Raw genomic sequence first — 26,423 nt, 5'->3', positions numbered from 1 at the left:
AAAAAAAGCCCGCAACCGCGGGCTTTTTTGTTTGAGCTGGAAACCGGCGAAGCGATCAAACCGCTGTTAACGACTCCGGCCGTTCAATATCGCCGGGTTTCCCAACCGCGTTGAGGGTAACCCACAGGCTGAACACAAAAAGCAGCTCAGCACTGTTACCCACCACAAAACCCCACTCGCGCCCCGCACTGAAACCATTGAGCAGAAAAATCTGCAGGGCCCCAAGGAATAACCAGGGCCACTGCGCTATCCGCCACAACCAGATACCGGCGACAACCACAACGATATTAACCGCAATGGTAGCGAGCGGAAGCTGCGCATCAGCAGCGACCAGTCGGGGGTAGTAATCGGCCGCCACCAGATCGAGTACAGCGAGGTCGGTGACATAGCCATAGCCAATGGCAATACCCGCCAGAGCCCAACCGAGACGCGGCAGCCAGGTTCGCAAACGTTCGCCGCTTACATGCTCCTTCAGTACATGCGCAATAAATACCAGCAGCAACGGAAGCAGGATCGCATGCACCCAGAAACGCAGCGCACTCATCAACTGATATAGAGGCAGCTCTATCATCAGTGGACCCAGCGCAATCACCAGGTTATCGAATGCCAACGCCAACAGCAGGCAGCGCAGAACCCCCACAGGAAAACCCGCACCGGGTTGCCGCAGACTCCATATCAACAACCCCAGATGGGCCAGGGAAAATACGAAAAATACAGAACCGAGCATGTGGCCTCCGTTTCTTTACATGACCGCGCGTTATCTTCAGGCAGGGCTCGAGTCGTAAGCCGAAAACAAGTCGCGCTTGTTGAAGCCTGCCGTGAGGAATCGCCATAAGGCCTTGCGCCCGGTCAACCAGGCAACGCGGCTACCGCTTTTTTGCGCACTCAGCACACCGCGCACAAGATACGGGGTTACGGTGTCGACGGTGTCCCCGAGGATATTGAGAATCTTGCGGGTCTTCTGCCACTCGCTCGACGTGAGATCGTAATCACCGATCAGAAGATCCGTCACCACGATGCCCGGGCTCAGCGTGTTGACCTGCACCGCCGTCCCCTTCACCTCTTTCTGCAGCGCCTTGTTGAGATAATTGAGCGCGCGCTTGGTGGCTCCGTAAGCTGCCATGCCCGGTGCGGTCTGGCCCGTACTGCCGAACCCTTCCATATTCCAGATCTGGCCGTGACCCTGTTGCTGCATGCCCGCCAGGGCCACCTTGCAGGCCAGCAGCAGCCCGGTGAGGTTGGTGTCGACGATACGACGCAGGTCATCGGCAGACTGCTCTGCCAGCGGCTTGCGCACAATACTCATACCCGCATTATTGATCCAGTAATCCACCGGCCCGCGTTCGCTGGCAAATGCCCACAATTCAGACAGCTCCTGCTCCGACGTGATGTCACAGCGCAGCCCCGCCACCGCGTCGGTACCGTATTTCGCCTGCAGCCCCACAACGGCTTCATCCACCTTGTCCTGCGAGCGCGCACTGACAATGACCCGACAGCCACTGGCCAGAAAATTTTCAGCCAGTCCGCGGCCTATGCCGCGGGTACTTCCTGTAATCACAACCGTTTTCATCAAATCCCCTCCTCTTTGCAAAGCTGGATATCGAGCGACAGCACTAGCTGCCCCCGCAATTTTGAGCTATTGTTATAACATTGACACTTTTATTGCAAGACGATACCCCAAATGCCCGAAACCCTTGCCGACAACCCCGTTTCCACCGACAGCTACCCCACCTTCCCCATCGGCTCCGTGGGCTACAACCTGATGATGATGCGCGGGACCTGGCACGACCAGGTAGAGCTGTTCCACCTCGATGGCCGCCCCCTGGAAGACGATACTGCCGCGGGCAGTGGCACACCGGGCCCGAGCCCGTTCGACAATCTGGTCTACCTGGATTTCGACGGCCACCGGCTGCAACTGACCAACGTGCACTTTCGCGGCCGCACACCCACCGCAAAAACGTTTACCGGCCAGCTGCGCGACAACCTGCTGGTATTTGATCCGCTGGGACCGGGCGCCTATGAAAACGTCGGCGTCTCCGGCGGTGTCGGCATTCTCACCTTCAACGCGCTGCGCCTGAACGAAGCCTGCAACGTGTACATGGAGCCGGACTTCATTATGCTCACCGCACCCGGCCAGCGGGTGCGGCATACCGTGCTTTACCGCGATGGCGTCGCCACGCGCACCCTGACTGCCCGCGGTGTGCGACTGTCGCCGACCTGCGACCGGCGCCATGCACTGGACCCCCGCGGCCCGGAGGGCCCGGTGCATGAAGCTCCGTTCAGCGCCTCCATCTGGCAGCATCTTGTGCAGTCCCCCGCAGAATGATGCCGAGCTCGATGCTTACTTTGATACCCGCTTGATAATTGTCATCCACTGCTGAAATGCACCTTTTTATGCTGTACGCCTCACCCCCGGCAAACTGCCGGGGCTAACCGACAACAAAGTAATAACGATCGGGAAGCGACACATGCAGGAGTATCGAATCTGGGAATGCCTGGTTTGCGGCTGGGTTTACGACGAGTCGAAAGGTGCACCGGAAGATGGCATTCCACCGGGCACACGCTGGGAAGACATTCCCAAAGACTGGCAGTGCCCGGAGTGCGGTGTGGGCAAGGACGACTTCGAGATGATCGAGGTTCGCCGCATTGCCGCAGAGACTGATGAAGGCGCGGCTTCCCCGGCAGCGGAAGAGCCAGCAACGGAAGAGCAATCAGTGCCCTCTCCCATTGCGGCATCACTGGCAGTGGATCACGCGCGCGCACCGGTGGTTATCGTCGGTACCGGTCTCGCCGGCTACCATCTGGCCAGAGAGTTCCGCAAGCTGGACCAGCAAACACCCCTGATCATGGTTTCCGCCGACGATGGCGCGCACTACTCCAAGCCACAACTGAGTACGGCGTTCCACAAACAGCGCTCACCCGAGCAGCTGGTTGGCAACAGCGCGCGGGAAATGGCCGAGTCCCTCGGTGCACAGATTCTTACCTTTACCCAGGTCACGGCCATCGACAGCGCCGCCAATACACTGACCCTGCAAACCGGCGCGCGCGAACAGAGGCTGCCTTACGGCAAGCTGGTACTGGCCCTGGGCTCCGACCCCATCGAAGTACCGGTCGCGGGTGCGGCACAGGGGTGCGCCTTCAGCATCAATGACCTGCAGGACTTCCAGCGCTTTTACACCGCACTGCCCGGTGCGCGCTCCGTGCTGGTGATCGGCGGCGGCCTGATCGGCTGTGAATACGCGAACGACCTGATCCAGTCGGGATTCGAGGTGCATGTGGTCGAACCGCAGGCACAGGTGCTCGGCAACCTGGTACCAGAGGCCGCGGGCCGTTTGGTAGAAAAATCCCTGGCGGACGCGGGGGTGCAGTTCCATCTGGGAACGACCGTGGAGCGCCTGGACTATGCGGACGGCGGCATCCGTGCCAGCTTGGCCGACGGCCGCGAGATCCAGGTAGACCGGGTCATCAGTGCCATTGGCGTGCGCCCGCGCATCGCACTAGCATCGCGCAATGGCATCCACACCGCCCGCGGCATTGTGACCGACCGGTACCTGGCCACCAGCGCCGAATCGATTTATGCCCTTGGAGACTGCGCGGAAGTAGACGGGCACAATCTGTGTTATGTGGCACCACTGCTGGCCGGCGCACGGGCACTGGCACAAACCCTGGCGGGTAGCCCAACCCCGGTGCGTTACGGCAATATGCCGGTCAGCATCAAGACCACCCTGTGCCCGGTGACCACCTCGCCCCCTCCGCGGGATGCAGAGGGCGAATGGCAGTATGAACGCAACGATACCCAGGGCGTTGCCGCCCGCTTTACTGACCGCAACGGGCGGCTGCTGGGCTTCTCCCTTGCAGGGGACGCCAGCAAACAGGCCGCCGCGCTTAGCGAACAGACCGTGCCTGTCATGGAGAATTGATATTTGGCAAGGCACGCAGGTATCTGCAGGTTAGGATGACCAGCAGATATCGTCGAATAATGTCCATGTGCAGCGATACGACGGCGCATGACGCAGAACCGGTAGAACATGTATGAGCAACGATAAAAAACCCAGTAACTGGCAAAAAGCGATTGAAGGCGAATGGCACGGTATCCCGTCCCTGTTCGAGGCCGACGGCACCCACGTGGGGTACAACAAAGTCAGCCGTGCCAGCGAATTCGAAGATGGTCGCACCACCTACTGGATGAACACCCGCTTCGATGCCACCGGCCCGCTGAACGACCGCTTCGAAATCGGTACCCCGTTCCGCTTTGGTGTCATCGATTCGGACCAGGACCGCATCTATACCGGGCCGGACTTTATCGGCAGCGGTCGCCCTTACGGTCTGCTGGTGGACTCCAACTATTTCTCGCCGGGCTGGAACGTCAACCTGCGCACCATGAACCACGTGGTACCGGAGCTGGGTATTCAGGTGTATTCCTCGCAGCTGTTTGAGGCGGACACACTGGTGGGCGTTTTCAATGGTCTCTATGTTGTCACCCAGGACCACGAAACCAACCCGGCCACCAAGAAGCGCGTCGAAGCCTTCCTGGAAAAAGAAAAGCAGGATGCCAAGCGCCCGTTCAACCTGCCGGTCAAACACGCGGGCACCTTCTCCGGGCGTTTCGAGGTGTACAACGACAAACAGGAACTGGTTGGCCACAACGATGTGGTTATTCATCACAAGCCTCTCAACCTGCTGCACTCGGAGCAGACCATCGAGATCAGCGGTGTGGTGAATGCCAAGTGGACCGCGATGCGCACCCGCACCGGCAACCACCACCAGTACCACGGCCCGGACATGTTCGGCAATGGCATGTCCTACGGACGCTACCTCTACTCCGTGCGTCACGTCTTCGGCGAAGCCTTCAAACTCTGGTCGCGGGAAACCCAGGTGGACGAGGATTACACCCTGGTGTGCGCCTGGCAGTTCATGCAGTCACAGAAAGAAAAATACACCACCTTCGGCGTGCTGCGCTGGGAACAGGGTGACCTGATACTGGGAGCAAACCATGTCGATTGAAGCGGAACTGCTTAGAACCCCTCTAACTACCGTACCAAGTACGCATCAGCACGCTCTTGAGCCCATGCAGTTGCGCCAGGTCTTCGGTCAGTTCGCCACCGGCGTAACCATTATCACCACTGGCAGCGAAAGCGGTGAGCCGGTGGGCATGACCGCAAGCAGTTTTAATACGGTTTCCCTCGAGCCACCGCTGATTCTCTGGTGTATCGGAAAAAATACCGGTTGCTTCGACGCCTTCAATCGCTGTGAAAATTTCGCAATCCATGTGTTGAGTGAAGATCAGGAAGCGCTCTCAACGCTGTTCGCCAAGCGCGGCGTTGACCGTTTCGCGGGCGTGGATTACCAGACAAACAGCAACGGCGTTCCGTTACTGCACGAGTTCTGCGCACGCCTGCAATGCAGCGTTGCCGCGCGCTACGATGGCGGCGATCACCTGATCATGGTCGGCAGAGTCGAAAACATGCACACACAGGATCGCACCCCGCTTATTTTTCATCGCGGCCGTTACGCGCGTATTGCATAAACTTTTTTCTCTTGATGTGAAACCTTACCGGCGCCATAACCGCCGGTTTTTTTATTTTTCACAGACAAAAAAAATGCCACGCAATTTACCGAAGACCAGTGTCTTCAAAATCGCGCGGCAACAGGCAGTAATTCAGAAAAACATCAGGCCATTTCCGGCTGCGCAACCTTTGCGCGCTGAAACCCCTTGGGCAGTCCCGCATCCGGCACAAAACCGTAAAGCGGCTCGTCCGGCAGTGCTGAAGCGAGAATCTCGCGCGCTGCAATCAACTTGTCGAAATCCACCCCGGTGCGGTAGCCCATGGCTTCCAGCAAAAATACCAGGTCTTCGGTAACAATATTGCCGCTGGCACCCGGGGCAAACGGACAACCGCCTATTCCGCCCATGGAGGCATCCACCGTTGTAATGCCCTCCTCTACCGCCGCCAGAACATTGGCCAGCCCCTGACCGCGGGTGTTGTGCAGGTGTATTCCGTGCAGCGCGTCGCGCCCCAGGTGCTCCCAGACCCGACGAATCACCCGTCGCACCTGTACCGGATTGCCGTAACCGGTGGTATCCGACAGGCCGATCTCATCGCAGCCGGCTTCCAGCAACGCCTCTCCCAGTCGCAGCACCGCATCTTCCGCTACCGGACCTTCCAGGGTGCAGCCGAAACAGGTGGAGAGACTGCCCTCAAAACTTGGCCGCTGCGCCGCCGGCAACTCGTTCAGCAAAGCACGGATTCCGCGCACCTCTTCCAGCACCTGCTGGTGGGTCCGGCGCAGGTTCTTCAGGCTGTGGGTTTCACTGACCGACAGAGGAATCGTCAGTTTGTGCGCACCGGCCGCCACTGCATTCTGTGCACCGCGCAAATTGGGCACCAGCACCGCTACCGCGAGCCCGGGGATGGTGCGCGCAAACTGCACGATCTCCGCGGTGTCCGCCAGCTGCGGCAGTACTTTTGCCGGCACAAACGAACCGACTTCAACTTCCTGCAGACCGGCGGCGGCAAGCGCCGCGATCCAGCGCTTCTTGTCCGCGGTCGGCATGATACGGCTGATACTCTGCAGGCCGTCCCGAGGGCCTACCTCACTGATCTCGATATCGATATCACTCACTCGCACACCCTCTTCTGTTTGCGCTTGGATTCACCTTGGCCAGCCCGGCGAGCGAACTCGCCAGCTTGACCTATTGTTATATTATTATATCATATCAACCAGTAGCTGCACGGATAAAGCATTTCAGTGGAGAGCCCAGTCAATGGCGCATCAGGAAGTATTGCCGCTCGCCGGCATCAAGGTTGTCGAATTCACCCATATGGTCATGGGGCCCGCCGCCGGCGGCATCCTCGCCGACCTGGGCGCAGAGGTCACCAAGGTCGAGCCCTTTCAGGGGGACAACACCCGCCGTCTACAGGGCTCGGGCGCGGGCTACTTTGCCATGTACAACCGCAACAAGCGCAGCCTGGCACTGGACCTGAAATCCCCGGAGGGCCGCGATCTCGCCCTGCAGCTGGTGAGTGAAGCGGATGTGGTGATCGAGAATTTCCGCCACGGCGCCATGGATAAGCTTGGCTTCGGTTACCCGGCGCTAAGCGCGCGCAACCCGGGCCTGATCTACTGCTCCCTCAAAGGATTTCTCAGCGGCCCCTACGAGCACCGCACCGCGCTGGATGAAGTGACCCAGATGATGGGCGGCCTCGCCTATATGACCGGCCTGCCGGACCGCCCACTGCGCGCCGGATCTTCAGTCATTGATATCACCGGGGGCATGTTCGGAGTCATTGCAATTCTCTCTGCACTGCAGCAGCGCCACAATACCGGGCGCGGCCAGCACGTAACCAGCTCCCTGTTCGAGACGACCGCATTCCTGGTCGGCCAGCACATGGCGCAGCAAGCCGTGACCGGAGAGGAACCGCCCCCCATGTCCGTGCGCCGCAGCGCCTGGTCGGTATACGACATCTTCCACAGCGCCGAAGGTGACCGCATTTTCGTCGGTGTTGTCAGCGACACCCTGTGGCGGGCCTTTTGCACGGAGTTTGAGCTGACCGAATTCGCCGCCGACTCGAGCCTCGACAGCAATGCCGGGCGCGTCGCCGCCAGGGACCGCATTCTGCCGCAGATCAATGCGCTGTTCGCCAGTTTGCCAAAAGACGAGCTGGAATCGCGGCTGGATCGCGCCGGCATTCCCTTTGCCCCGATCAACAAACCCGCTGACCTGTTCGACGACCCCCACCTGAACGCCGCCGGCGGCCTGGTGGAAGTGACCCTGGAGAACGGTGCGCGCGCACGCCTGCCAGCACTACCCGTGGAGTTCGACGGGCACCGCCCCGGCCTGCGCCGGGACCTGCCGAAGGCCGGGGAACACAGTGCTGAGGTGGCACGTTCACTGGGTCTCAGCGAGGCCCAGATCGACGCCCTGATGGAACACGGGGTGCTGCGGGGCAGCCGCGTTGAAGCGACAGAAAGCTGACCCCGACCGACATAGACAGCCGGCACCTTTGCGATTAGTCTGCTGGAAGATCAAATTCTGAGGACAGGCCCCAGTGAACAGCCCTGCGCTGAAACCTCCGGAAACGTTTTTCCATTCCAAGCTGTTTCGCGGCCTCGGCAATGCGGAGCTGGCAGAGCTGACCACCATCTGCCAGCGTCGCCGCCTGCCGTCCGGCGAGCAGCTGATCCGCCAGTACAGTGCGGCGCAGCATGTGTATGTGGTGGTCGCCGGCACCCTGATGATCGAGCGCCTGTCGCGCTCTGGTCGCCGCCAGGTCATCGCGTTTTCCTACCCCGGTGACTATATCGGCTTCACCAATACCGAGGACTATGAGTACAGCGTGGTCTGCCTCCGCGAGGCTGAGTTACAGGTGTTCCCGCGCCGGGAATTCCTGACCCTGGTGGACCGCTTCCCTGCCCTCAAGGCCAACGCGCGCCAGGTGGGAGGCAATGTACTGGCCCAGACCCTGGACCAGCTGTTTGCCCTCGGTCAGAAAAAGGCCCACGAGCGCCTGTGCTTCCTGCTCGCCCAGATCGGTCGCCGCCAGTGCGGCGCGCAGAACGCCGACATCGAACTGATCATGAGCCGTCAGGATATCGCCGACTACCTGGGGCTGACCATTGAGACCGTAAGCCGCGCCTTTGCGCGCTTGAAGTCCATGCAGCTGATCGAAATTGTGAGCGCCCATCGTATCCGCGTGCTCGACCGCAGCGTACTCGAGGAACTGGCCAGCGTGCACTGATCGCTGGCTGCTCCGCAAAACCTCTCCAACCTCCCCTGCTTCCGCCCCGTACAGGTCCGCACCTGTACGGGTGCCGCGCAAGTTGACAATTATCATGGGCACTTTATGCCGCGCCGCTAGACTAGCGAAAATTCTCGCAATTTGCGGAGCTAGCCATGGCAGATACAGATCGGCAGGTACCGCCCGCCTGGAACGCGGTTGGGCGCCACGGTGTATTCCCGGAAGCCAATCACGATGATATCGCGCGCTTCAATTTTCTCACCAACCTGAATATGCACCTGGCATCCCGGGTCCTCCCCGGCGTGCGCAAGGCCTATGACAGTCGCGTGGAAAACGGTTCCGCGCCCGCCAACCGCCGCGAAGTCGGCGAGCTGCTTAAGCGCGAGCCCACCTACCAGCTGTGGAGCAGCCTGCGCCGCAACACCATGGAAATGCGTCAGCAGAACAGCCGCGCCATGGTCTTTCGCCAGCTGCCAGAATTGGTGGAAAAAGCCCGGCAACTGAACCGCGACAGCAACAGTCTTCAGCTGGATTCCTCCGTGGAAATCCCCCGCTATGTCAGTGCCGTGGATACCCATTGCATGCCTGGCAGCTACCATACCGAATACTGCGAGGACGACATCGCCGCGGGCGCCAACTACGACAGCGGTATTTTTGTCACCACCGCCGGTATGCTCGGCCGCTACAGTGACGGCGGCGGCCAGGCACTGGTGGAGTGGCTGCGGGAAGAAGCCAAATCCGGCTTCCGCCCCAAGCGCATTCTGGATATTGGCTGTACCGTCGGCCACAACATCGTACCGCTGGCGCAGGCCTTCCCGGAGTCCGAGATCCTCGCCATCGATGTTTCCGCACCGGTACTGCGTTACGCCCATGCGCGGGCGCGTTCGCTGGGCATCGACAATATCACCTTCCGCCAGGAAAACGCCGAAGCCATTGCCGCGGAAGACGGTAGTTTCGACCTGATCATCACCTCCATGTTTCTGCACGAAACCTCGAGCCGCGCACTGCCACGCATTCTCGCGGAAACCCATCGTCTCCTCGCCGATGGCGGCAAGGCGATACACATCGAACAACCCCAGTTCACCCCGGAAATGCCCCCCTACGAACAGTTCATGCGCGACTGGGATACCCGCAACAACAACGAGCCTTTCTGGGGCACGCTGCACGACCTGGATCTTTTCGAGGCGATGGAAAAAGCGGGATTTGCGCGGGAAAACATTACCACCCGCGGCCTGTTTGCAGTGGTGGATGAAACCCTGTTCCCCAGTGCCGCGAAAGCCGCCGAGGACAGCGAAGACTACGGACGTAAACCAGCCTGGCACACCTACATCGCCAGTAAATAGCGGTTAACCGCAACGCAAGCATCAAGCGGAGATATGCCATGACATTTGACCCGATCGACATGGCGGGCAACAAGGCCCGGGGCAAACGCCCGGCCTTTTTCAAGGATACGGATACCGACCGACTGCTGTCGATCCTGATGGCCGTTGCCGGGGAACTGGCGGTCGCCCGCGAGCGCGTCGACACCCTGGAGCGCTTGCTGGAAGCCCGTGGCATTCTTGAGCGCGCTGAGATTGAAGGCTACGAACCAGACACCGCTGCCGCGCGCGAGCGCGGGCTCTGGCACCAGGAATTTATCGCGCGCATTTTGCGAGTGATCCAGCAGGAAATTGAACAGTTCGACGAGGATCGCGAGGCACGGCAACAGGCACGCAAGGAAAATGTCAGTGCGACCACCGAGCTTGAGGAGCTTATTGAGGAGTTGGCGACCAGCTGAGCCCGTTACTTTTCGGGCCAGCGAAATCCCGGGCGGCGCCGCTCCAGAAAAGCTGCACTGCCCTCTTTGAAGTCGTCGCCAGAGAATGCATCGTCAAACGCCTGCTGCAACGTCTCTACACCCGATTCCAGTTCCGCCCCGTTCCCGCCGAGATAATTCAGCGTGGCCTTGGTCCAGCGCAGGGAGTACTGGGAGTTTTGCATCAGGCTCTGCACCAGCTCACCCTGCACCGCTTCCACATCCGCCCCTTCGGCAAGGTGCTGCACCAGTCCGATCTGTTGCGCCCGCACTGCAGATACCGGTAAACCCGTCAGTAACAAATCCCGTGCATTGGCCGCGCCAACCACATTGACCAACCGCCGGGTGTCCAGCAGGCTGTAGAGAATTCCGAGCTTTGCCGGTGTAATGGCAAAGGTCGCCGCACTGTCTGCTAGGCGAATATCACAGGCCAGCGCCAGGCCACAACCGCCCCCATAACAGGCACCGCGAATGACCGCCAACGTTGGGCGCGGCAACTGCTCCAGTTGCAACTGCACATCGCGAATCAGTGTATTCTGCCGGCGCATTTCTGCCGGATCTTCCATTGCAGCCGCCAGTTCATCGATATTGGCACCGGCACAGAATGCCCGCTCGCCAGCACCGGTGAGCAACACCGCGCGGATACTGTTGTCGGTCGCCACGCGATCCAGCGTATCCGACAACTGTTCCCACATGGCTACGGTCATGGCGTTGCGCTGCGCGGGATTGTCGATAGTGATCCGGGCCAGTCCGCCTTCAACGGCAAAGCCGATATGCGCTGTCGCTGCCTGAGCTGCTTCCGTTGTCATACTGTTTTCTCCCCGTCCATCATCACGCCATTTCATGGCTCGAATTGGATTTACTGAGCAGCCACGCTTCAAGCGCAACACAGGTATCCAGCAAGGTGGTTTCGGCACCAGCCCTGGCAATGATCTGCACCCCGAACGGCAAGCCCTCGCTGGATATTCCCAGCGGGATACTCACCGCCGCCAGCCCCGCCATATTCACACACGCGGTGAGATTGGCCTGATTGACCGGGGCCGCCTGGCTAAACGGAAATGCGGTCTGCGATGTGGTCGGTGTCAGTAAAAAGTCCGCGCCCTGCAACTGCGTATTTAGCCAGCTGGCCGCCGCTTCCACTACATCCTCGGCTCGTACCAGATCCGGTGCGCTGCGCGCTGCGCCCCATTTCAGCAGGCGCTGTAATTCTTCGGAAAAAAGTGCCGGGCGCCGGGACAATTTTCCAGCGAAAGTCACATTGGCCTCGGCTTCGCACATCAATAGCCCGGCGCGGCGGATGGCCGAAAAATCCGCATCGGCAAATTTTCGCTGAAGCTGGATTGAACCGGGTAGTGTCGCGACAAACTGCTGGAATGCGGTAGCAATGTCGGCATCCACACCCAGTGGCTCGCAATCGGCTACAAGTGCCCAGCGTGTCGATGCCAGGTCCGCGGGCCCAACAAGGCGGTCTTCGCGAGCCGTCTGCCGCAGCAGAGGCCACAGGCCGCGCAGATCCCGACTCGAGCGCGCCAGCGGCCCGAGAGTGTCCAGCCGCCGGGACAATCGGGTGACACCCTGGGCGCTTACTGAACCCCGCCCCGGTTTGAGCCCACTGACGCCACAGTAACTGGCCGGTATACGCACCGAGCCCATGGTGTCGGTTCCCAACGAAAAGGCACAGAGCCCCGCAGCCACCGCCGCCGCAGAGCCACCACTGGAGCCTCCGGGGGTATAGCCTTCGCGCAACGGGTTTTCACAACGCCCCCAGTGGGGGTTGTCGTTGGTGGCGCCGAGGGCGATCTCGTGCATGTTCAGTTTACCCAGCGGGATCAGCCCGGCGCTGCGTAACCGAGCCACCGCCTCCGCATCCCCTTCGGAAGTAGGGGCATCGCCGCGATAGCCAAGCCCATTGGATGTGGGCATCCCCTTTACCGCAATATTGTCCTTTACCGCAAAGGTGAGACCATCAAAGCTGGACAACAGGTTGCCTGCTTTGCGACGCGCATCGGACGCACGCGCTGCGCGCATCGCAGACTCACGATCGACGAACACATAGGCATTCAACCTGCTATGGGTCTGTTCGATGGCGGCCAGGGTGTGCGCCGTGAGTTGCTCGCTGGAGCACTCACCGCACTGTAAACGTTGCGCCAGAGCGGTGGCATCCTCGTGCACATGGCTGTCGCTGAGCTTAAGCATGAGAAATCTCCCGGAAATTACCGCCAGTTCAATCGAAACGTCGGTCGATCAGGCGCAGGGGTTTCTGGCGCCGGTCTATTTCGGTCCACTTGGCGGTCGCTCCCGCGGCCACCGGCTCTACCCCCACCTCGATACCCAGCTTGCGCTTGAGCAGGTCCGCACAGCGCGCGGCAATTGCAGGATGCTCATCCACGGCCGCCCCGAATTCCACCAGTACCGTCATGGTCTCGCGGCCAGCATCATCGCGCTCGGCGATACACACGTACTCACCGGTAAAACTGTCCAGTTCCGCCAGCATGTCGCCGATACCATGGGGGTACACATTGATCCCGCGCAGCTTGACCATGTTGTCGGAGCGGCCGAGAAATCCGCGAATACGCTTGAACGGCAGGCCAAACGGATTTTCTCCGGGAATTTCCGCCGTGATGTCACAGGTATTGAATCGAATCACCGGGTAGATATCGTCTTTGTACAGGCAGGTAACCACCATGTTGCCGCTATCCCCCGCGGCCACCGGTTGCCCGCTGTCGACGTCGAGCAATTCCAGATAGTGGGCGTCTTCCCACACATACAGACCATTCTGGTCCGGCCCCTCGGCGGCGATGCAGCCGGTATCCGCCACGCCGTACCAGTCGTAAAGCTTTACACCACCCCAGGCCTCGCTCAATGCAGCGCGGGTTTCCTGCCCCAGGTGGCCGATGATCATATCGATCTGCAAGTCCTCGCCCGGTGTCATGCCCTGCTCCCGGGCGACACTGGCGAGCTTCTTGATGTAGTCCGCAAAACCCACCAGCACATTCACACCGAAATCCCGCATCAGCTGCACCTGCTGGGCGGAGCGGGTTTCAAGGCCAGTGCCGGCAGACAGGAACATCGCATTGGTATAGCGGGTAACCGCCTCGCGAATATAGTGGCCGCCGTTGATCATGCCGTGGCCGTAGGTGGACTGCACCGTTGCTCCGGGCTTGAGCCCCATAAAGCGGTAGGCCCGCGCCACCAGCATGGCCTGGATCTCGCGTCCACGCGGGCCGAAGATAATCGGCTGCGGTCTGCCGGTAGTGCCACTGGTGGTATGGAACACCACCGGCGGCCGCTGCTCCGGCGCCAATCCTTCGAGCCCGCTGAAATCGCCAATCGGTGGAAACTGTTCCACGCTGCTCATGATGTCAGACTTGGAAAATACCGGCAGTTTTTCGATGTCGTCGAGACTGCGAATATCTCCGGGTTCAATCCCGGCCTCGCCCCACAAACGCTGGTAGAAAGGGATCTGCCAGCCGCGCGCCATCAACTTGAGAAAACGCTGGTTTTGCAGCTCTCTCAGTGCGTCCCGCGACATACCGGCGTAGGTTTCCAGAAATGCGTCCCCCAGCGGGTAATCCGCCAGCGCCTGCTGCACATCAAAACTCTCGAAATAACTTGGGTAAGGCATGAAAACTGCGCTCGCTTACTGTGGCTATCAAAAATAAATTGGATTAATGCTTTATTGTTGTTGGGCCGTTTTCATTTCAGGTCACAGCCTCGATCGCCTGCGGCTTGGCAACCAACAGCGCGGTTAGTTCGGTAATGGATTCGAGTCTTTCTAGACCCTCGACGCGGGCAATGATCGCGCGCGATGATTCGCCGTCGAATGGTGTCCATGCAGAGGCGAGACAGCGCTGGAATTTGACCAGCTGTCTCGGCCGCGCCAACGGATTGTCGGGATGGCCGAGAATCGCGGTCAGCACCTGGCGGTACTCGGTGCCGCACTTGAGACGCACGCTGACAGTTTGCGGCGCCAGTGCATTGGGATCGTCACAGTCCGACGGCGCCATGCTGATACACGCAGCCAGGGCCCGACGCTGCGGGTCCGCCAGCGCGGCGGGATCGAAATCCTCCACCCCCACATCCCCGTGTAACAGCAGGGTCGCCGCCACATAACCGATACACAGCCGCGCATAATTCACGCTCATCTCCGGCTGCACGGGTCTGTCCACCAGGCGCCGCACCAGTGGCGGCGCCTCGATGCGTACCCACTCGATATCAGAGGCTGCAAAGCCGTGCGTACTGCGCAGCTGCATCAGCGCATCCAGGGTGCCGTGCGCGGCCCGCCCGGTGGGGAATGGCTTGTGACTGACCCGACCGATCTGCCACTCGCGACCAAGCCGGGAAAACGCATCGGCGGCGTTGCCGTCCGATTCCATGATTGAGAAGTAGCCAAATTCACCGCGCAAAAATGCGCGCGGCCCGGTCAGGCCGAACCCGGCCATATCCGCCGCGGTAATGGCATTGCGCGCATTGAAGGCCACCTGCATGGGCAGTACCGCCACCCCCTCGGTGTGCGCCTGCATGGTGCCGCCGGTCTGGCTGTAGGCGATGGACATGGCCTGCAGGATTTGCTCGCGGTCGTAACCACGCAACCTGGCGAGACCGGCGGCCGCACCGATACAGCCCGCGGTACCGGGGCGGAAAAAACGCATGGGCTTACTGGCACTCATACCGAGCACCGTGGCCACGTCTACCGCCAGAGCGACCGCGAGTATCAGCGAGCGGCCATCGGACCTGCGCGCTTCGGCTTCCGCCAGCAGTGCGGACAGGATCACCGCCATCGGGTGGACCACCGCGCGCTCGTGCACACAGTCGAATTCCTGGCTGTGAATCTGATAGGCGTTCACCATCGCAGCGTGGGCTACCGGCAGGCGCGCCTCGGTTCCCCACACACTGGCGGTACGCTGGCCGTCTGCGGTGCCCCACTCTCTGGCGGACGCCAATAGCGCTTGCGATAACTCCAGGCGCGAACCGCTGATACCAACACCAATGGAATCGAGAATGAATGTTTTGCAGGCTTCTACGGCCGCGTCATCGAGATGATGAAATTCTGTCCCGGCGACATGCTCCACCAGCTGCCATTCATACTCAGACACGGTGCATCCCCAGTGCGCGCAGCGCGTTAAAAAGGTTGCCGAGATCTTTTTCCTTGACCAGGTTCAACCCGATCTCAATCACATCTTCCGCAGACTCCGCAGTGACGCCGCCGGCGACAAACAGGGTGCGCGCCTTGTCGATAATATCCGCCTGCGACAGCGGCCATTCCGGGTCACCCCACGCGTTTCGCAGCGCCACTTCACGCGCACTGTCATCCTGAAAAGTGACCTGGGCGCTGGCACCAAAATGGCCGGGATAGGCACGCTGGTGCTCGTCGTCTTCCTGCAATACAACTTTGTTGCGCAGTGCCACCACTTCCGGCTTGTGCAGGTACGCTTCCTCAAAGTGCGCGATCTCCGGCTTGCCATACAACACCGTAACCGCAACACAATGCTGTACGCTGAAACGCGCCTCCGCCGGTGATTCCGGATGCGGCCGGTCGCAGAACAGCAATGCATCGGAGTAGCTGCCAATCTGCAGGGTGCGAACGTCGGCAGCGGAGATATCACCCAGTGCACGCACAGCATCGATCGCCGGATGGGTGTGGCGGCAGGCCGGCCAGGGTTTGAAGCTGCATTGGAAAATCAGCCAGTTGTCGGCGGCGTTGTCGATCACCGCCAGCGGCATTGCCCGCGGCGATGTCGCGGCAAAAAAGCCCTGGGTACCTTCCAGCAGGGTCGACGGCCCACGCAGGTTACTGGCTGCAAGCAGTGCCGCCTGCACCCCAGCGTGGCCTGCAGCGGCGTTGTGCAGATGCTTGGTATCTACTGCCTCGTGCCGCATTTGCCAGAAGCCACCGGTGCGGCTACCAGCGTTGGCCAGCGCCCATACGGTCTGCTCCGGATCGAGGGCGAGCAGTTTTGCCGCGGCTGCAGCAGCGCCAAAGCTGCCGCAACTTGAAGTGTTGTGATACAGCGCGTAATGATCCCGTCCCAGGGCGCGACCAATGCGGATCATTGCCTCGTAGCCCACCACAATGGCTTCGAGCAAGGCCTGAGGTGTTGCCTGTACCATTTCCGCGGTCGCCAACGCCGCCGGGATAATCACCGGACCCGGGTGCAGTGTTGACGTGCGGTGCAGGTCATCCATCTCGGCAATACTGCCCAGCGCGCCGTGGTACTGCAGTGCGTCCTGCCAGTTGCGGTCAATCCCGTTTAGGCTCCAGCTTTCACCGGCCCCACTCCACTGCACCAGGTAATTACGCAGTTTTGCCGCCACATCGCTGCGCGTGCCATAAACCGCGCAGCCGAGCCAGTCGAGCAGATGCTGTTGCGCCCGCTCCAGGGTTGCGCCATCAATATCACGCTCCAGCAGGGTCACCAGCTGTTGCAGCAGCGTCGGGGGAAACTTCACGGTAAAACTCCTTCCACACTTTCTTCCAACGGTGCATAGGCCCAGCGGTACTCTTCGCGCCGTTTTTGCTCGAATGCATTGATTTCCTTGTGCTGCTGCAGGGTCAGCGCGATGGAGTCGAGGCCATTCAACAGCAGGTAGCGCGCGCTCTCATCCAGCGAAAACGACCACTGCAGGTCTCCGCACTGCACCAGACATGCCTGTAAATCGATGGTGATCCTGTTTTTCTGTGGGTCCTGCTGCACACGCTCCGCCAGTAGCGCAATGTCGCCCTCATCGAGGCGAACCGGCAGCACGCCATTGCGGATACAGTTGGTGTGAAAGATGGCCCCGAAGCCACTGGCAATGACCGCGCGAATACCGTACTCCGCCAACGCCCACACCGCGTGCTCCCGGGAGGAGCCGCAACCGAAATTGTCGAGTGCGAGAATGACGGATGCACCCTGGTATTCAGGATGATTCAACACAAAGGCGGAATTGATTTCACGGCTGCCAGGCAAGGTGTAGCGCCAGCCGGCAAACAGGCCTTCACCGAGGCCGCGCTTGGAGACCCGCTTCATTTCCCGCGACGGAATAATCGCATCGGTGTCGATGTTGCGTCGCAGCAGCGGCGCCGCGATACCGGTGTGTTTTACAAAGGGCTTCATGCAATCAGTGACTCGCTGTTGACCAGTGTCTCGGCGGAAGTGATATACCCGGCGACTGCCGACGCCGCCACGGTGGCCGGGCTGGCCAGATGGGTACGGGTATTGGGACCCTGACGCCCCTCGAAGTTGCGATTGGTGCTGGAAATCACGCGCTGGTATTCACCGAAGGTTTCGCCCCCCGCGTAAAAGCACATGGAGCAGCCGGAGTCCCGCCATTCAAAACCCGCATCGGTAAAAATCCGATCCAGCCCTTCTTGCTCCGCCTGCCGTTTTACCCGGCGAGACCCGGGCACCACCACACCGCGCACGCCGGGCGCAATATGTCGCCCGCGCACCACCGCCGCGGCGGCACGCAGGTCACTGATACGGCTGTTGGTGCAGGAGCCGATAAATGCCGCATTCACCGCAATATCCGCAATCGCCTGCCCGGGCTCCAGCGCCTGGTAATCGAGCGCGCGCTGTGCGGCTTCCCGGCGGTGGGGTTCGGTAAAAGCCGCGGGGTCGGGGACACGCTGATGCAGTCCGGCCACCTGTTCCGGGCTGGTGCCCCAGGTCACCATGGGCTCAATGGCGCTGCCGTCGATAATCAGTTCGCGGTCAAATTCCGCGTCGTCATCACTGCGCAGTGTGCGCCAGTAGCTGCACGCGTCCTCCCAGTGCTGGCCTTTGGGCGCAAAATCCCGACCGGCGAAATAGGATTCGACTTTTTCATCCGGGGCGATGATCGCGGTGAACGCAGAAAACTCCACCGCCATATTGCACAGGGTCAACCGGGCCTCGGCGGACAACTCGCTGATGACCGAACCGCTGAACTCCACTGCAAACCCCGCCCCGCCATTGGTGCCAAAGCGGGCAATCAGGTGCAGTATCAGGTCCTTGGCCGTCACACCGGGGCGCAGTCGACCATCGACAACCACGCGCATGTTCTTCGGCTTGCGCACCCGCAGCGTGCCGGTGGCGAGGGCGTGTTCGGCCTCACTGGACCCGATCCCCCAGGCCAAGGCACCAATGCCACCAAGGCTGCAGGTGTGGCTGTCCGGGCACACCAGGGACAGACCAGGTAGCACCAGCCCCTGCTCGGGAGAAATCACATGGACAATCCCCTGGTCTTCGTCATCCACGTCGAACAGGCGGATATTCGCGGCGCGGGTCTCACTGCGGGTGGCGACAATAAAGTCGGTACCGGAGGGCATCAGTGTTTTGTCGCCGCGACCGGGGAAGGTATCGACAATATGATCCATGGTGCAGAACACCCGGCGCGCATCCCTCACCGCGTAACCGGCAGAGTGCAGACTCTGCAGCGCAATCGACCCGGTTCTCTCGTGCAGAAAGACCCGGTCGAGATAGATCAGAGTTTCGCCACTGTCGAGATCACACACGGTGTGATCCGACCACAACTTGTCGAACAGCGTACTTGCACCGGATATCGCCATAATTCCTGCCCTCCTGTACCCTGCGATCAGGCCAGATCTTTTATCTCATCAATTGATATATTATTATAACATTAGATCTTTGAGAACAGTGATTTGCCAACAATGAGCATTACCGAGACAAAAATCGCACTTGGCCCCTGCACCATCGCCACCCTGGCCAGCCCCGACGCAGCGGCACTGGTGGACCAGTACTGCAGCCACCTGCAGTGCCAGGTGCTGGCCAGCGAAACGCTTACCGCGGCGGCAGCCGAGCAATGGGGCTGCCCCGGCCTCGCCGGCACACGCTACTGGCTGCTCGGCAATATCCGCGGGCGCCCGTGGTTGCGTATTGTTGAAGACGCGCAAGCGCAGCCAATCGCGCCCCTTTCCCGCGCGGGCTGGATGTCGCTGGAAGTGCTGGTGGAAGATCCCGATGCGCTGGCGGACACCCTCGCGTCGTCCCCCTTCGAGGTACTGCGCCCTGCCGCCGACCTGGAGCTCAGCGACAAGATCCGTGCGGTGCAAGTACGGGGCCCCTGCGGCGAACTGCTGTATCTGACCCGGATCGCCGACGAAGTGCCGCCGTTCCAGCTGCCACAGGCGCAGTGCGCCGTCGACCACCTGTTTATCCCGGTGCTGGCGAGCCGCGACCGCAGCGCTGCCCTCACCCTTTACGAGGAGCTGGCGCAGCACCACGGTCTCAGCTTCGACACCAAGGTAACGGTGATCAACCAGCTGCGCGGACTGCCACTGGAACAACAGCACCCTCTCGCCACCCTGCAACTGGCAGACAACACCCTCATCGAAATCGACCAGCTCGGCGACCTTGCCGAGGCACCTCGTCAGGACAATTCCCTGGGTGGTGGTATCGCTATGGTCAGCTTTGAGATTGATCAACTGCCAACGGGAGCGAAGGCGCACTGCCATGGTGAAGCGCCCTATCAGGGGCGGCGCAGCTGCACGGTTTACGGCCACGACGGCGAACGCATCGAACTGATCGAGCGCTGATTAACGCGCACTCGCGAATACCTATCGCGCCCGAACAAACAATAAGACTGTAAAAAAGAGATTCCTATGCCCTACCGCACTATCCGAGGACAAATCCGCTATACCAGCCGCAAACCCGACCGCCTGGGTCAGGAGCGCGGTCGCGAGTTTTTCAGTATTACCCAGCAGGCGGACGGCAATGACGTATTACAGGCCCACTGCGAAATCGACGACGCCCCCAGCGTCACCCGCGATATTGTGCAGGCACTGCGACACTCGGATTCGGCGCCGCTGGACTGCTCGGTGCGCCTCACCGTGGGCGACCGCTTCGAGGGCACCGGCTGGTTCCGCTTTACCGACAAAGTGGCGGAGTGTGAAACCTTCAACCATCGCGACGGGCGCATCAGCCAGCGCATCGAACTGGACGCACCGGTGCAGTGGATGCAGTGCCACCCGATCGCCGGCGACGGCCTGCTGATGCGGCTATACGATCTCTCAAAAGGCCCCGGCAAACAGCATTTCCCGCACATGATGCTGTCGTCACCGGATCACCGCGGTGCCACCGGCCCGCTGCTGTTCAAAATGGGGTTTTCCCTGGTGTATGTGGGCGAAACAGATATTACCGTCGAGGCCGGCACCTTCCGCGCGCGCCATTTCCAAGTGACCGACACCGCCGCCGACCTGCCGGAAGAACACCCGCCCTACAACGTGTGGTGCACCGCCGATGACGACTACCTGCTGCTGCGCGCCGAGGTAGAGGGATATATGCTGACCCGCTACGAACTGGCGGAAGTACAGTATTTCGAATCCCGCGATGGGGTTACCAGTGCACAACAGCCGACGACGGAAGCGGCTATCTGACGCCAACCCCGGGGCCGGAATTGACAATGGTCAATGCGGCCCCTCCCGCCTCGCCTAGTATCGGATGGGATAACCAAACCACCCGGCGGGAGACAATAATGAAAATACTGATACTGGGCATGGGCCATGTGGGCAAAGCCCTCAGCAGCCGGCTGCGCGAACAAGGCCACCAGGTCATCGGCACCACCACCACCCCGGAAAAAGTCGACGCACTGAAACCATTTGCCGATGAAGTCGTGGTACTGAAAGGCCACGAATCCGACAAGGTCGCGGCGGCCGCACAAGGGGCCGACCTGATCGTGGTCACCGTCGCACCCAACGTAAAAAATACCCGCACCCCGGAAGAGCGCCACCAGCACTACCGCCAGGCTTTAGTCGAAACCTGCGCAAGCGCGGCCGCCAGCTGTGAGCGACTAATTTTCCTGTCGTCTTTCTCTGTGTACGGCGACGGTGGTGAAGGCGAAGCCCCCATCTCGGAAGAAACCCCCACCAGCAACCACGAGGAACCCTCCTCCCTGTACTACCAGCAGGCGGAAAAGGAAATTCTTTCCCGCAGCGGTGGCTGTGTATTGCGCTTCCCCGATATGTACGGCGCGCCGGGTGACCTGAGTTTCCCCGAGCGGGTAAAGCTGGCGCACTCCTATTTCGGTGGCAAGGCGCTGTTCGGTGCCGATGCCCTGCTCTACGCAATTCACTTCGAAGACGTGGTCAGCGCTGTGGCCCACGCCATCGAACACGACCTCAGCGGCACCTTCAATGTGTGTGACAACGAACGTATCCCCGCCACCAACGCGCGCGTGTTCGACGCCATCTGCGATGCGGAAGGCCTGACCCGGCTGGAATTCCTCAACCAGATCAAGGCACCCAACCGCAGGATCTCGGCAGACAAGATCTACAACACCGGTTACCGCGTGGCCCACGGCGATCCCAATGCTACTTACCTGCAACAGGGCGAACCCGCCTGACGCACGAACGACAACTCCAACAACAATAACCAACAGTCACCTGAGTGATTAACGAGGCGAGTTATGCATTCCGATACGAAAACCATCGACCAGTTTCTGTCAGAGAACCCCAATGTGGATGTCAGCAAAGCTTGGGAGCGCTGCTGGGGTATCCTCACCAATGTTAAGCAGACCATTGCCAGCCGCTTTACCGGACTGGAGCTGGAACCGTCCTGCCACGACCGCGAGTACTACACCTCTCCCAACGGCGAATTTGAGGGCTCCTTCCAGGCCTGGAGCGGCGGTGACTGCGAGTGGCTGGTGAACTCCTGGCTGGGCAATCGCAAGGCCAGCATCCTCGATATGAACGCCACCGCGTACCTGGGCCAGAAGACCGATGTACCGCACTTCGTAATGGTCTTCGGCACCATCCCCAAGCTGTTTTTCTATTTCGACTTTATGCCGCGCCGCAACCTGCTGGTGGACAGTAACTACCTCGACAAGTATTACGCGCCCATCAATGACGAATACCTGGCCCTGCGCGGTCACAAGAACTTCCAGTGGTCCGTGAGCCACGGTCCGTACATGCGCGCACTGATCAACCCGTCCACCCAGAGCCTGATGGGCGACCTGAACGACGAGAATATCGACATCCTGGAAAACTATGCCCGCAGCATGCTCAATCACTGGCTGCGCTGGTACGACGAAGCCGAACCGCTGGCAGAAAGCGAGCGCGCCACCCTGCAGCGCGACGACCACCAACTGCGCCGCCTGTGCTACGAGCGCGACCCAATGAACAAACTGGCAACCAAGGTATTCGGGGAAGAAGGTGTGCAGCAGATGCTGACCCTGCGTATGGGTGAGGATCAGATGCGCCGCGCGTTAGAAGTGTGAGTTGAAGTATCTGGTGAGAAGTAACTTCAGGCCTGGCTCCCAGGCCTGAAGACCTATCCCGGCTTACTCCTGTAGCGATGGCGCTTGCGCCTCTCCCTGCAGGAGTTTGGCCAGATATTCCGGTGCAATCATGGTGCAGTAGTGGGTACCCATAAAACTGCCCGGTACCGGCATAAAACGGCGGTACTCCACGTGCAGTGACTTGGTGCGCAGCTTCAGGGTTTCATCCTCACTGTAGGCCACCTGATAAAATTCTGGACGCAGCCAGAAAGGCCCGATAAATACGCTTTCCTCCTCGGCCAGGGCAACGCGCTCCCGAGGCAGAGTTGTCGCCCCCTGCTCTTCCAGCGCCCGGTAGACATCATCCAGCATACGCGCCTGCCACTTCTGGCATTCGCGGTCTTCCTCGGCAATAGTAAGTTCACTGGTGGACGCATGGGCGGTGCGGATACGCTCGGCGGTTTTCATTTTGCAGGCCACGGATACCGGAAATTCGGCACGCTCGCCATCGGAAAACTGGTAGCCAACATACTGGTGTGTGGTCAGCGGTTGCGCCAGCGCCTTGGATTTTTTGAAGGCGTTCCAGTAACTGCCTTCCTCGTACAGCACATTGTCTACGGCCAGATCGGTACCGGCGATAAACTGCTGAACACGTCCGCAGAAGGCGTCGTCGGTGGACAGCGGATAGGCATCGGTTGCAGCCGATTGCACGGTGGCGGCCATCCCGAACAGCAGCGGGACAATCGCAAGGGTAGGAAATGCTCTCACTCTTTATACTCCCAGACAGGGGGTTAAATTTATCATGCTTACACGGTACGCATGGTCAGAAGTTCCAGATCATGGATACCCCAACTGCTGACCGCATGAATTGACAATTATCAATCCGCGGCCCCGAGCGGCTCGCTAACCTCAATTTGGAATGCCATCCCGCATTTTCAGATAACAATACCAGGCAAGTCTCCATGTACATGACCCGCTGTCTTTTCGATGCTTTCAAAGTAGATTCCCTGAAGCCCCCATACGATACGGGCATCGCCAGGATTTACTACCCAGCCCAGTACGGGGACTCCTTCGAAGAGCGCAATACCGGTGCCGTACCCGTGGATGAATCGCTGGCACCCTGCCCGGTACTGATCCTGTTTCACGGTATCAATATCGATCCCGCCGGCTACCGGTGGCTGGCGGAATCCCTGGCAGCCTCCGGCATTGTCACGGTCACCTACCAGCTGGTCGCCGAAGAAATGCCCGGCTACGTAGCCGCTACGCCCGGGATCGAACTGCAATCACTGACCCCAGACCAGTTTGGCAAGCAGCCCTCGGCACTCGCCATGCCCGCCATCCTGACCATGCTGGAACGCCTCAACGGCAGCGGGTTACTGGCGGGCAAGCTCGACCTGGATCGCCTGGCCTTTGGCGGCCACAGCGCCGGCGGCACCCTCGCCCTGCTGAATGCCAACCCCCAGTGGTTCCCCGCGTTGCGGGCGGTATTCTCCTATGGCGCCCACACCGGTGCCTCAACCCTGCTCGGCTGGCCGGAAGAAACCCTGCTGCCTGTGAGCGAAGACATCCCGGTATTGTTGATTGGCGGCGAGCAGGACGGCTGTATCGCCCACAGTGCTCACCGCTATGGCTCCAGCAATGCCAGCGCCACCGCCCGCATCGAACAGACTTTTGACCAGGCGGTTCCCGAAAACAGCGGCAACAATACCCTGCTGCTGCTGAATGATGCCAATCACTTTTCGATCTGTTCCCCCGCAGACGATACCTGCGGGCGCAGCTACATTGACCTTCCCGCGGAATCCGGGCAAGGGCGCGATACTGCCGGCCAGGCCATTGGCAGTTTTCTCAAGGGGTTTCTCTGTGATGATCAGGAGGCCAGAACGGCCTTTCAGGAGCTGAGTGGCGCAAACCACGAGCAGATCAGCAAATTGCTGCGCAAGTAATCGAGGGAATTATATAGAATTTCAGAAACTACAGCTGCGGGAGCTGTCCCACTCCCGCGCTGCCTTTCTGGTTTGTTGTTTGCTGTCAAAGCGATCGGCGGACTTTGCCCGCACATGGGCGCCGCCTTTGCGCAACAGCGGATTTTGCGCGACCGGGTTGCCCGGCGCGCGCTGTTCTTTTGCGGAAATTTTGATAGAAATTTTCCGCTCAGATTTTCTCTTCAATAAACTCTCCTTAAATCCATCTTCAGCCCTTGATACAGATCACCTGCTTCAGGGTGTGTACCACATCCACCAGGTCGCGCTGGTTCTCCATGACCTGATCGATATCTTTATAGGCCGCAGGAATCTCGTCGATCACGCCCTTGTCCTTGCGGCACTGCACACCGCGGGTCTGGGCCTCCAGATCGTCGCGGGTAAAGCGCTTGCGCGCCGCAGTACGGCTCATGCGTCGCCCTGCCCCGTGGGCACAGGAGCAGAAAGATTCCGCATTGCCGAGGCCACGCACGATATAGGAGCGCGCGCCCATGGACCCGGGAATAATACCCAGCTGGTCTTTCTGCGCGCTGATCGCCCCCTTGCGGGTAACGAATACATCGCGACCAAAGTGCTGCTCCCGCACCACATAGTTGTGGTGGCAGTTGATCGCCTCGGACTCCAGCGTAAACGGCGGCAACTCTTGCTGCAGCACACCGACAACCAGCTTCATCATCTCTTGCCGGTTCACCCGCGCGTATTCCTGGGCCCAGTGCACGGCTTCGATATAATCATCGAAGTGTCCATTGCCTTCACTGAAGTACGCCAGGTCGCGGTCCGGAAGATTATGCATATGCCCTTCCATATCCCGCTTCGCCAACTGGATAAAGTGTTGCCCGATGGCATTGCCGATACCCCGGCTACCGGAGTGCAACATGATCCATACCCGGTTGTTCTCATCGAGACAGATCTCGATAAAGTGGTTGCCCCCGCCCAGGGTACCCAGCTGGGTGACCCAGGTTTCCTGCGGACTGCGCAGCTTTTTCAGCAGCTGCGGGTGCTTCGCGAACAACAGATCCGCCCCGGATGCCAGTTTCCTGGCCGCCGCCTCCCGCGCACTGACCCGCTTGTGACGACCAAACCCCACCGGCACGCGACGCTCGATGGCATCCCGCAGTGGCTTGAGGTTATCCGGCAGCTGATTGGCATGCAGGGAGGTACGCACCGCATTCATACCACAGCCGATATCGACTCCCACCGCCGCCGGGATAATCGCGCCCACCGTCGGGATAACAGACCCCACAGTGGCACCAATTCCCATATGCACATCCGGCATCGCCGCCACATGGGAGTGAATGATGGGCAGCTGGGCAATGTTTTTAAGTTGTTGCAATGCGGCATTTTCCACGTCCTGCGTGTAAATCTTTACCGGCACCGTGCCGGCGCTCGCATTGCTGTTGAGTACCATTTTTACAGGCATAACTCGTCCCTGGATTTCTCCACATAGTTTTTCAATTGCCTTTCAGAATAGCCGGGAAGAAAAATAAAAAGCCCCGGCAATAGCCAGGGCTTCAGAGAGATCTGGCTTGAAAGGCGGTATCACCTTTCAAGCGCGAGCACATGAAAGGCCGTTCAGTAAGAACTTGGTTTGTAACTCCGATTTAGCATTTCATGGCTCCTGTTCTGTGTGTGAATGAATTGCTGCAAAGGATATTGTCTTAATTTTCTGTGTCAACTGTTTCTGACTTATTTAAGCAGGGCTTTACCTTGTCC

At 60.0% G+C, this 26,423-nt stretch carries 26 protein-coding genes; 13 read left to right on the top strand and 13 right to left on the bottom strand.

Translation table 11 applies throughout. The features are described from left to right. Positions 1 to 55 precede the first annotated feature (55 nt). Positions 56 to 727: a hypothetical protein gene (locus ACONT6_RS06915; protein WP_428821007.1), complete on the bottom strand. Its 672-nt coding sequence runs from the start codon at positions 725 to 727 to the stop codon at positions 56 to 58. Between the two features lie 36 nt (positions 728 to 763). Beyond that, positions 764 to 1,570 carry an SDR family NAD(P)-dependent oxidoreductase gene (locus ACONT6_RS06910; protein WP_428821006.1) on the bottom strand — a complete coding sequence of 269 codons (807 nt, stop codon included), beginning with the start codon at positions 1,568 to 1,570 and terminating at the stop codon, positions 764 to 766. Positions 1,571 to 1,681: 111 nt separating this feature from the next. Between ACONT6_RS06910 and ACONT6_RS06905 the strand changes: the two genes are divergently transcribed. The 4 genes from ACONT6_RS06905 (at position 1,682) to ACONT6_RS06890 (ending at position 5,527) form a co-directional block, all read left to right on the top strand. Beyond that, positions 1,682 to 2,326, top strand: coding sequence for a hypothetical protein (locus ACONT6_RS06905; RefSeq protein WP_428821005.1), 645 nt, complete (start codon positions 1,682 to 1,684; stop codon positions 2,324 to 2,326). A 142-nt stretch (positions 2,327 to 2,468) separates the two neighbouring features. Beyond that, positions 2,469 to 3,920 carry an FAD-dependent oxidoreductase gene (locus tag ACONT6_RS06900; RefSeq protein WP_428821004.1) on the top strand — a complete coding sequence of 484 codons (1,452 nt, stop codon included), beginning with the start codon at positions 2,469 to 2,471 and terminating at the stop codon, positions 3,918 to 3,920. Positions 3,921 to 4,032: 112 nt separating this feature from the next. Then, on the top strand, positions 4,033 to 5,004 hold the full coding sequence (locus ACONT6_RS06895; protein ID WP_181253425.1) for a hypothetical protein: 972 nt from the start codon (positions 4,033 to 4,035) through the stop codon (positions 5,002 to 5,004). Further along, a complete protein-coding gene (locus ACONT6_RS06890; protein WP_428821003.1) occupies positions 4,994 to 5,527 on the top strand; it encodes a flavin reductase family protein in 534 nt (177 codons plus the stop codon). Before ACONT6_RS06895 ends, ACONT6_RS06890 begins: the two co-directional genes overlap by 11 nt. Positions 5,528 to 5,670: 143 nt before the next feature. Here the strand turns inward: ACONT6_RS06890 and ACONT6_RS06885 are convergent, their stop codons facing one another. Continuing rightward, positions 5,671 to 6,624 carry a hydroxymethylglutaryl-CoA lyase gene (locus ACONT6_RS06885; RefSeq protein WP_428821002.1) on the bottom strand — a complete coding sequence of 318 codons (954 nt, stop codon included), beginning with the start codon at positions 6,622 to 6,624 and terminating at the stop codon, positions 5,671 to 5,673. A gap of 142 nt (positions 6,625 to 6,766) precedes the next feature. Between ACONT6_RS06885 and ACONT6_RS06880 the strand changes: the two genes are divergently transcribed. From ACONT6_RS06880 to ACONT6_RS06865, 4 genes are all read left to right on the top strand, one after another. Beyond that, on the top strand, positions 6,767 to 7,978 hold the full coding sequence (locus ACONT6_RS06880; protein WP_428821001.1) for a CaiB/BaiF CoA transferase family protein: 1,212 nt from the start codon (positions 6,767 to 6,769) through the stop codon (positions 7,976 to 7,978). A gap of 73 nt (positions 7,979 to 8,051) precedes the next feature. Next, positions 8,052 to 8,741 carry a Crp/Fnr family transcriptional regulator gene (locus tag ACONT6_RS06875; protein ID WP_428821000.1) on the top strand — a complete coding sequence of 230 codons (690 nt, stop codon included), beginning with the start codon at positions 8,052 to 8,054 and terminating at the stop codon, positions 8,739 to 8,741. A 155-nt stretch (positions 8,742 to 8,896) separates the two neighbouring features. Continuing rightward, positions 8,897 to 10,084 carry a class I SAM-dependent methyltransferase gene (locus tag ACONT6_RS06870; protein WP_428820999.1) on the top strand — a complete coding sequence of 396 codons (1,188 nt, stop codon included), beginning with the start codon at positions 8,897 to 8,899 and terminating at the stop codon, positions 10,082 to 10,084. Between the two features lie 38 nt (positions 10,085 to 10,122). After that, on the top strand, positions 10,123 to 10,518 hold the full coding sequence (locus ACONT6_RS06865) for a hypothetical protein (RefSeq protein WP_428820998.1): 396 nt from the start codon (positions 10,123 to 10,125) through the stop codon (positions 10,516 to 10,518). A 5-nt stretch (positions 10,519 to 10,523) separates the two neighbouring features. Here ACONT6_RS06865 and ACONT6_RS06860 read toward each other — a convergent pair whose 3' ends face one another. The 7 genes from ACONT6_RS06860 to ACONT6_RS06830 all read right to left on the bottom strand — a co-directional run bounded on the left by ACONT6_RS06860 (position 10,524) and on the right by ACONT6_RS06830 (position 19,066). Then, positions 10,524 to 11,345 carry an enoyl-CoA hydratase/isomerase family protein gene (locus tag ACONT6_RS06860; RefSeq protein WP_428820997.1) on the bottom strand — a complete coding sequence of 274 codons (822 nt, stop codon included), beginning with the start codon at positions 11,343 to 11,345 and terminating at the stop codon, positions 10,524 to 10,526. A gap of 22 nt (positions 11,346 to 11,367) precedes the next feature. Beyond that, on the bottom strand, positions 11,368 to 12,732 hold the full coding sequence (locus ACONT6_RS06855) for an amidase (protein ID WP_428820996.1): 1,365 nt from the start codon (positions 12,730 to 12,732) through the stop codon (positions 11,368 to 11,370). A 28-nt stretch (positions 12,733 to 12,760) separates the two neighbouring features. After that, a complete protein-coding gene (locus ACONT6_RS06850; protein ID WP_428820995.1) occupies positions 12,761 to 14,161 on the bottom strand; it encodes a phenylacetate--CoA ligase family protein in 1,401 nt (466 codons plus the stop codon). Positions 14,162 to 14,237: 76 nt separating this feature from the next. Beyond that, complete coding sequence (locus tag ACONT6_RS06845) at positions 14,238 to 15,632, bottom strand: MmgE/PrpD family protein (RefSeq protein ID WP_428820994.1); 1,395 nt, start codon at positions 15,630 to 15,632, stop codon at positions 14,238 to 14,240. Continuing rightward, on the bottom strand, positions 15,625 to 16,986 hold the full coding sequence (locus ACONT6_RS06840) for an MmgE/PrpD family protein (RefSeq protein WP_428820993.1): 1,362 nt from the start codon (positions 16,984 to 16,986) through the stop codon (positions 15,625 to 15,627). Before ACONT6_RS06840 ends, ACONT6_RS06845 begins: the two co-directional genes overlap by 8 nt. Next, complete coding sequence (gene leuD / locus ACONT6_RS06835; protein ID WP_428820992.1) at positions 16,983 to 17,633, bottom strand: 3-isopropylmalate dehydratase small subunit; 651 nt, start codon at positions 17,631 to 17,633, stop codon at positions 16,983 to 16,985. Before leuD ends, ACONT6_RS06840 begins: the two co-directional genes overlap by 4 nt. Continuing rightward, the gene (locus ACONT6_RS06830; protein ID WP_428820991.1) at positions 17,630 to 19,066 is read right to left on the bottom strand and encodes a 3-isopropylmalate dehydratase large subunit; all 1,437 of its coding nucleotides are present in this window, start codon (positions 19,064 to 19,066) and stop codon (positions 17,630 to 17,632) included. The genes leuD and ACONT6_RS06830 overlap by 4 nt, the downstream gene beginning before the upstream one ends. A 102-nt stretch (positions 19,067 to 19,168) precedes the next feature. On the opposite strand from ACONT6_RS06830, the gene ACONT6_RS06825 reads away from it, so the two are divergent. The 4 genes from ACONT6_RS06825 (at position 19,169) to ACONT6_RS06810 (ending at position 22,731) form a co-directional block, all read left to right on the top strand. Continuing rightward, positions 19,169 to 20,053 carry a hypothetical protein gene (locus ACONT6_RS06825; RefSeq protein ID WP_428820990.1) on the top strand — a complete coding sequence of 295 codons (885 nt, stop codon included), beginning with the start codon at positions 19,169 to 19,171 and terminating at the stop codon, positions 20,051 to 20,053. A gap of 66 nt (positions 20,054 to 20,119) precedes the next feature. After that, positions 20,120 to 20,893 (top strand): hypothetical protein, encoded by a 774-nt coding sequence (locus tag ACONT6_RS06820; protein WP_428820989.1) that lies wholly within the window; start codon positions 20,120 to 20,122, stop codon positions 20,891 to 20,893. Between the two features lie 98 nt (positions 20,894 to 20,991). Next, positions 20,992 to 21,858: an NAD-dependent epimerase/dehydratase family protein gene (locus ACONT6_RS06815; RefSeq protein WP_428820988.1), complete on the top strand. Its 867-nt coding sequence runs from the start codon at positions 20,992 to 20,994 to the stop codon at positions 21,856 to 21,858. A gap of 63 nt (positions 21,859 to 21,921) precedes the next feature. Beyond that, entirely contained in the window at positions 21,922 to 22,731 is an 810-nt protein-coding gene (locus ACONT6_RS06810; RefSeq protein WP_428820987.1) for a hypothetical protein, read from the top strand. A gap of 63 nt (positions 22,732 to 22,794) precedes the next feature. On the opposite strand, the gene ACONT6_RS06805 is transcribed toward ACONT6_RS06810, so the two are convergent. Beyond that, a complete protein-coding gene (locus tag ACONT6_RS06805; protein ID WP_428820986.1) occupies positions 22,795 to 23,499 on the bottom strand; it encodes a hypothetical protein in 705 nt (234 codons plus the stop codon). 200 nt (positions 23,500 to 23,699) lie between these two features. On the opposite strand from ACONT6_RS06805, the gene ACONT6_RS06800 reads away from it, so the two are divergent. Then, entirely contained in the window at positions 23,700 to 24,674 is a 975-nt protein-coding gene (locus ACONT6_RS06800) for an alpha/beta hydrolase family protein (RefSeq protein WP_428820985.1), read from the top strand. Between the two features lie 21 nt (positions 24,675 to 24,695). On the opposite strand, the gene ACONT6_RS06795 is transcribed toward ACONT6_RS06800, so the two are convergent. Together ACONT6_RS06795 and ACONT6_RS06790 are read right to left on the bottom strand one after the other, a co-directional pair. After that, positions 24,696 to 24,899: a hypothetical protein gene (locus ACONT6_RS06795; protein ID WP_428820984.1), complete on the bottom strand. Its 204-nt coding sequence runs from the start codon at positions 24,897 to 24,899 to the stop codon at positions 24,696 to 24,698. Positions 24,900 to 24,921: 22 nt separating this feature from the next. Beyond that, the gene (locus tag ACONT6_RS06790) at positions 24,922 to 26,130 is read right to left on the bottom strand and encodes an RtcB family protein (RefSeq protein ID WP_428820983.1); all 1,209 of its coding nucleotides are present in this window, start codon (positions 26,128 to 26,130) and stop codon (positions 24,922 to 24,924) included. Positions 26,131 to 26,423: the final 293 nt, after the last annotated feature.

This window comes from Microbulbifer sp. MCCC 1A16149, assembly GCF_050368945.1.
Taxonomy (GTDB): domain Bacteria; phylum Pseudomonadota; class Gammaproteobacteria; order Pseudomonadales; family Cellvibrionaceae; genus Microbulbifer.
The sequence above is the reverse complement of the archived record's forward strand: the minus strand, read 5'-3'. Positions and strand labels throughout refer to the sequence as shown.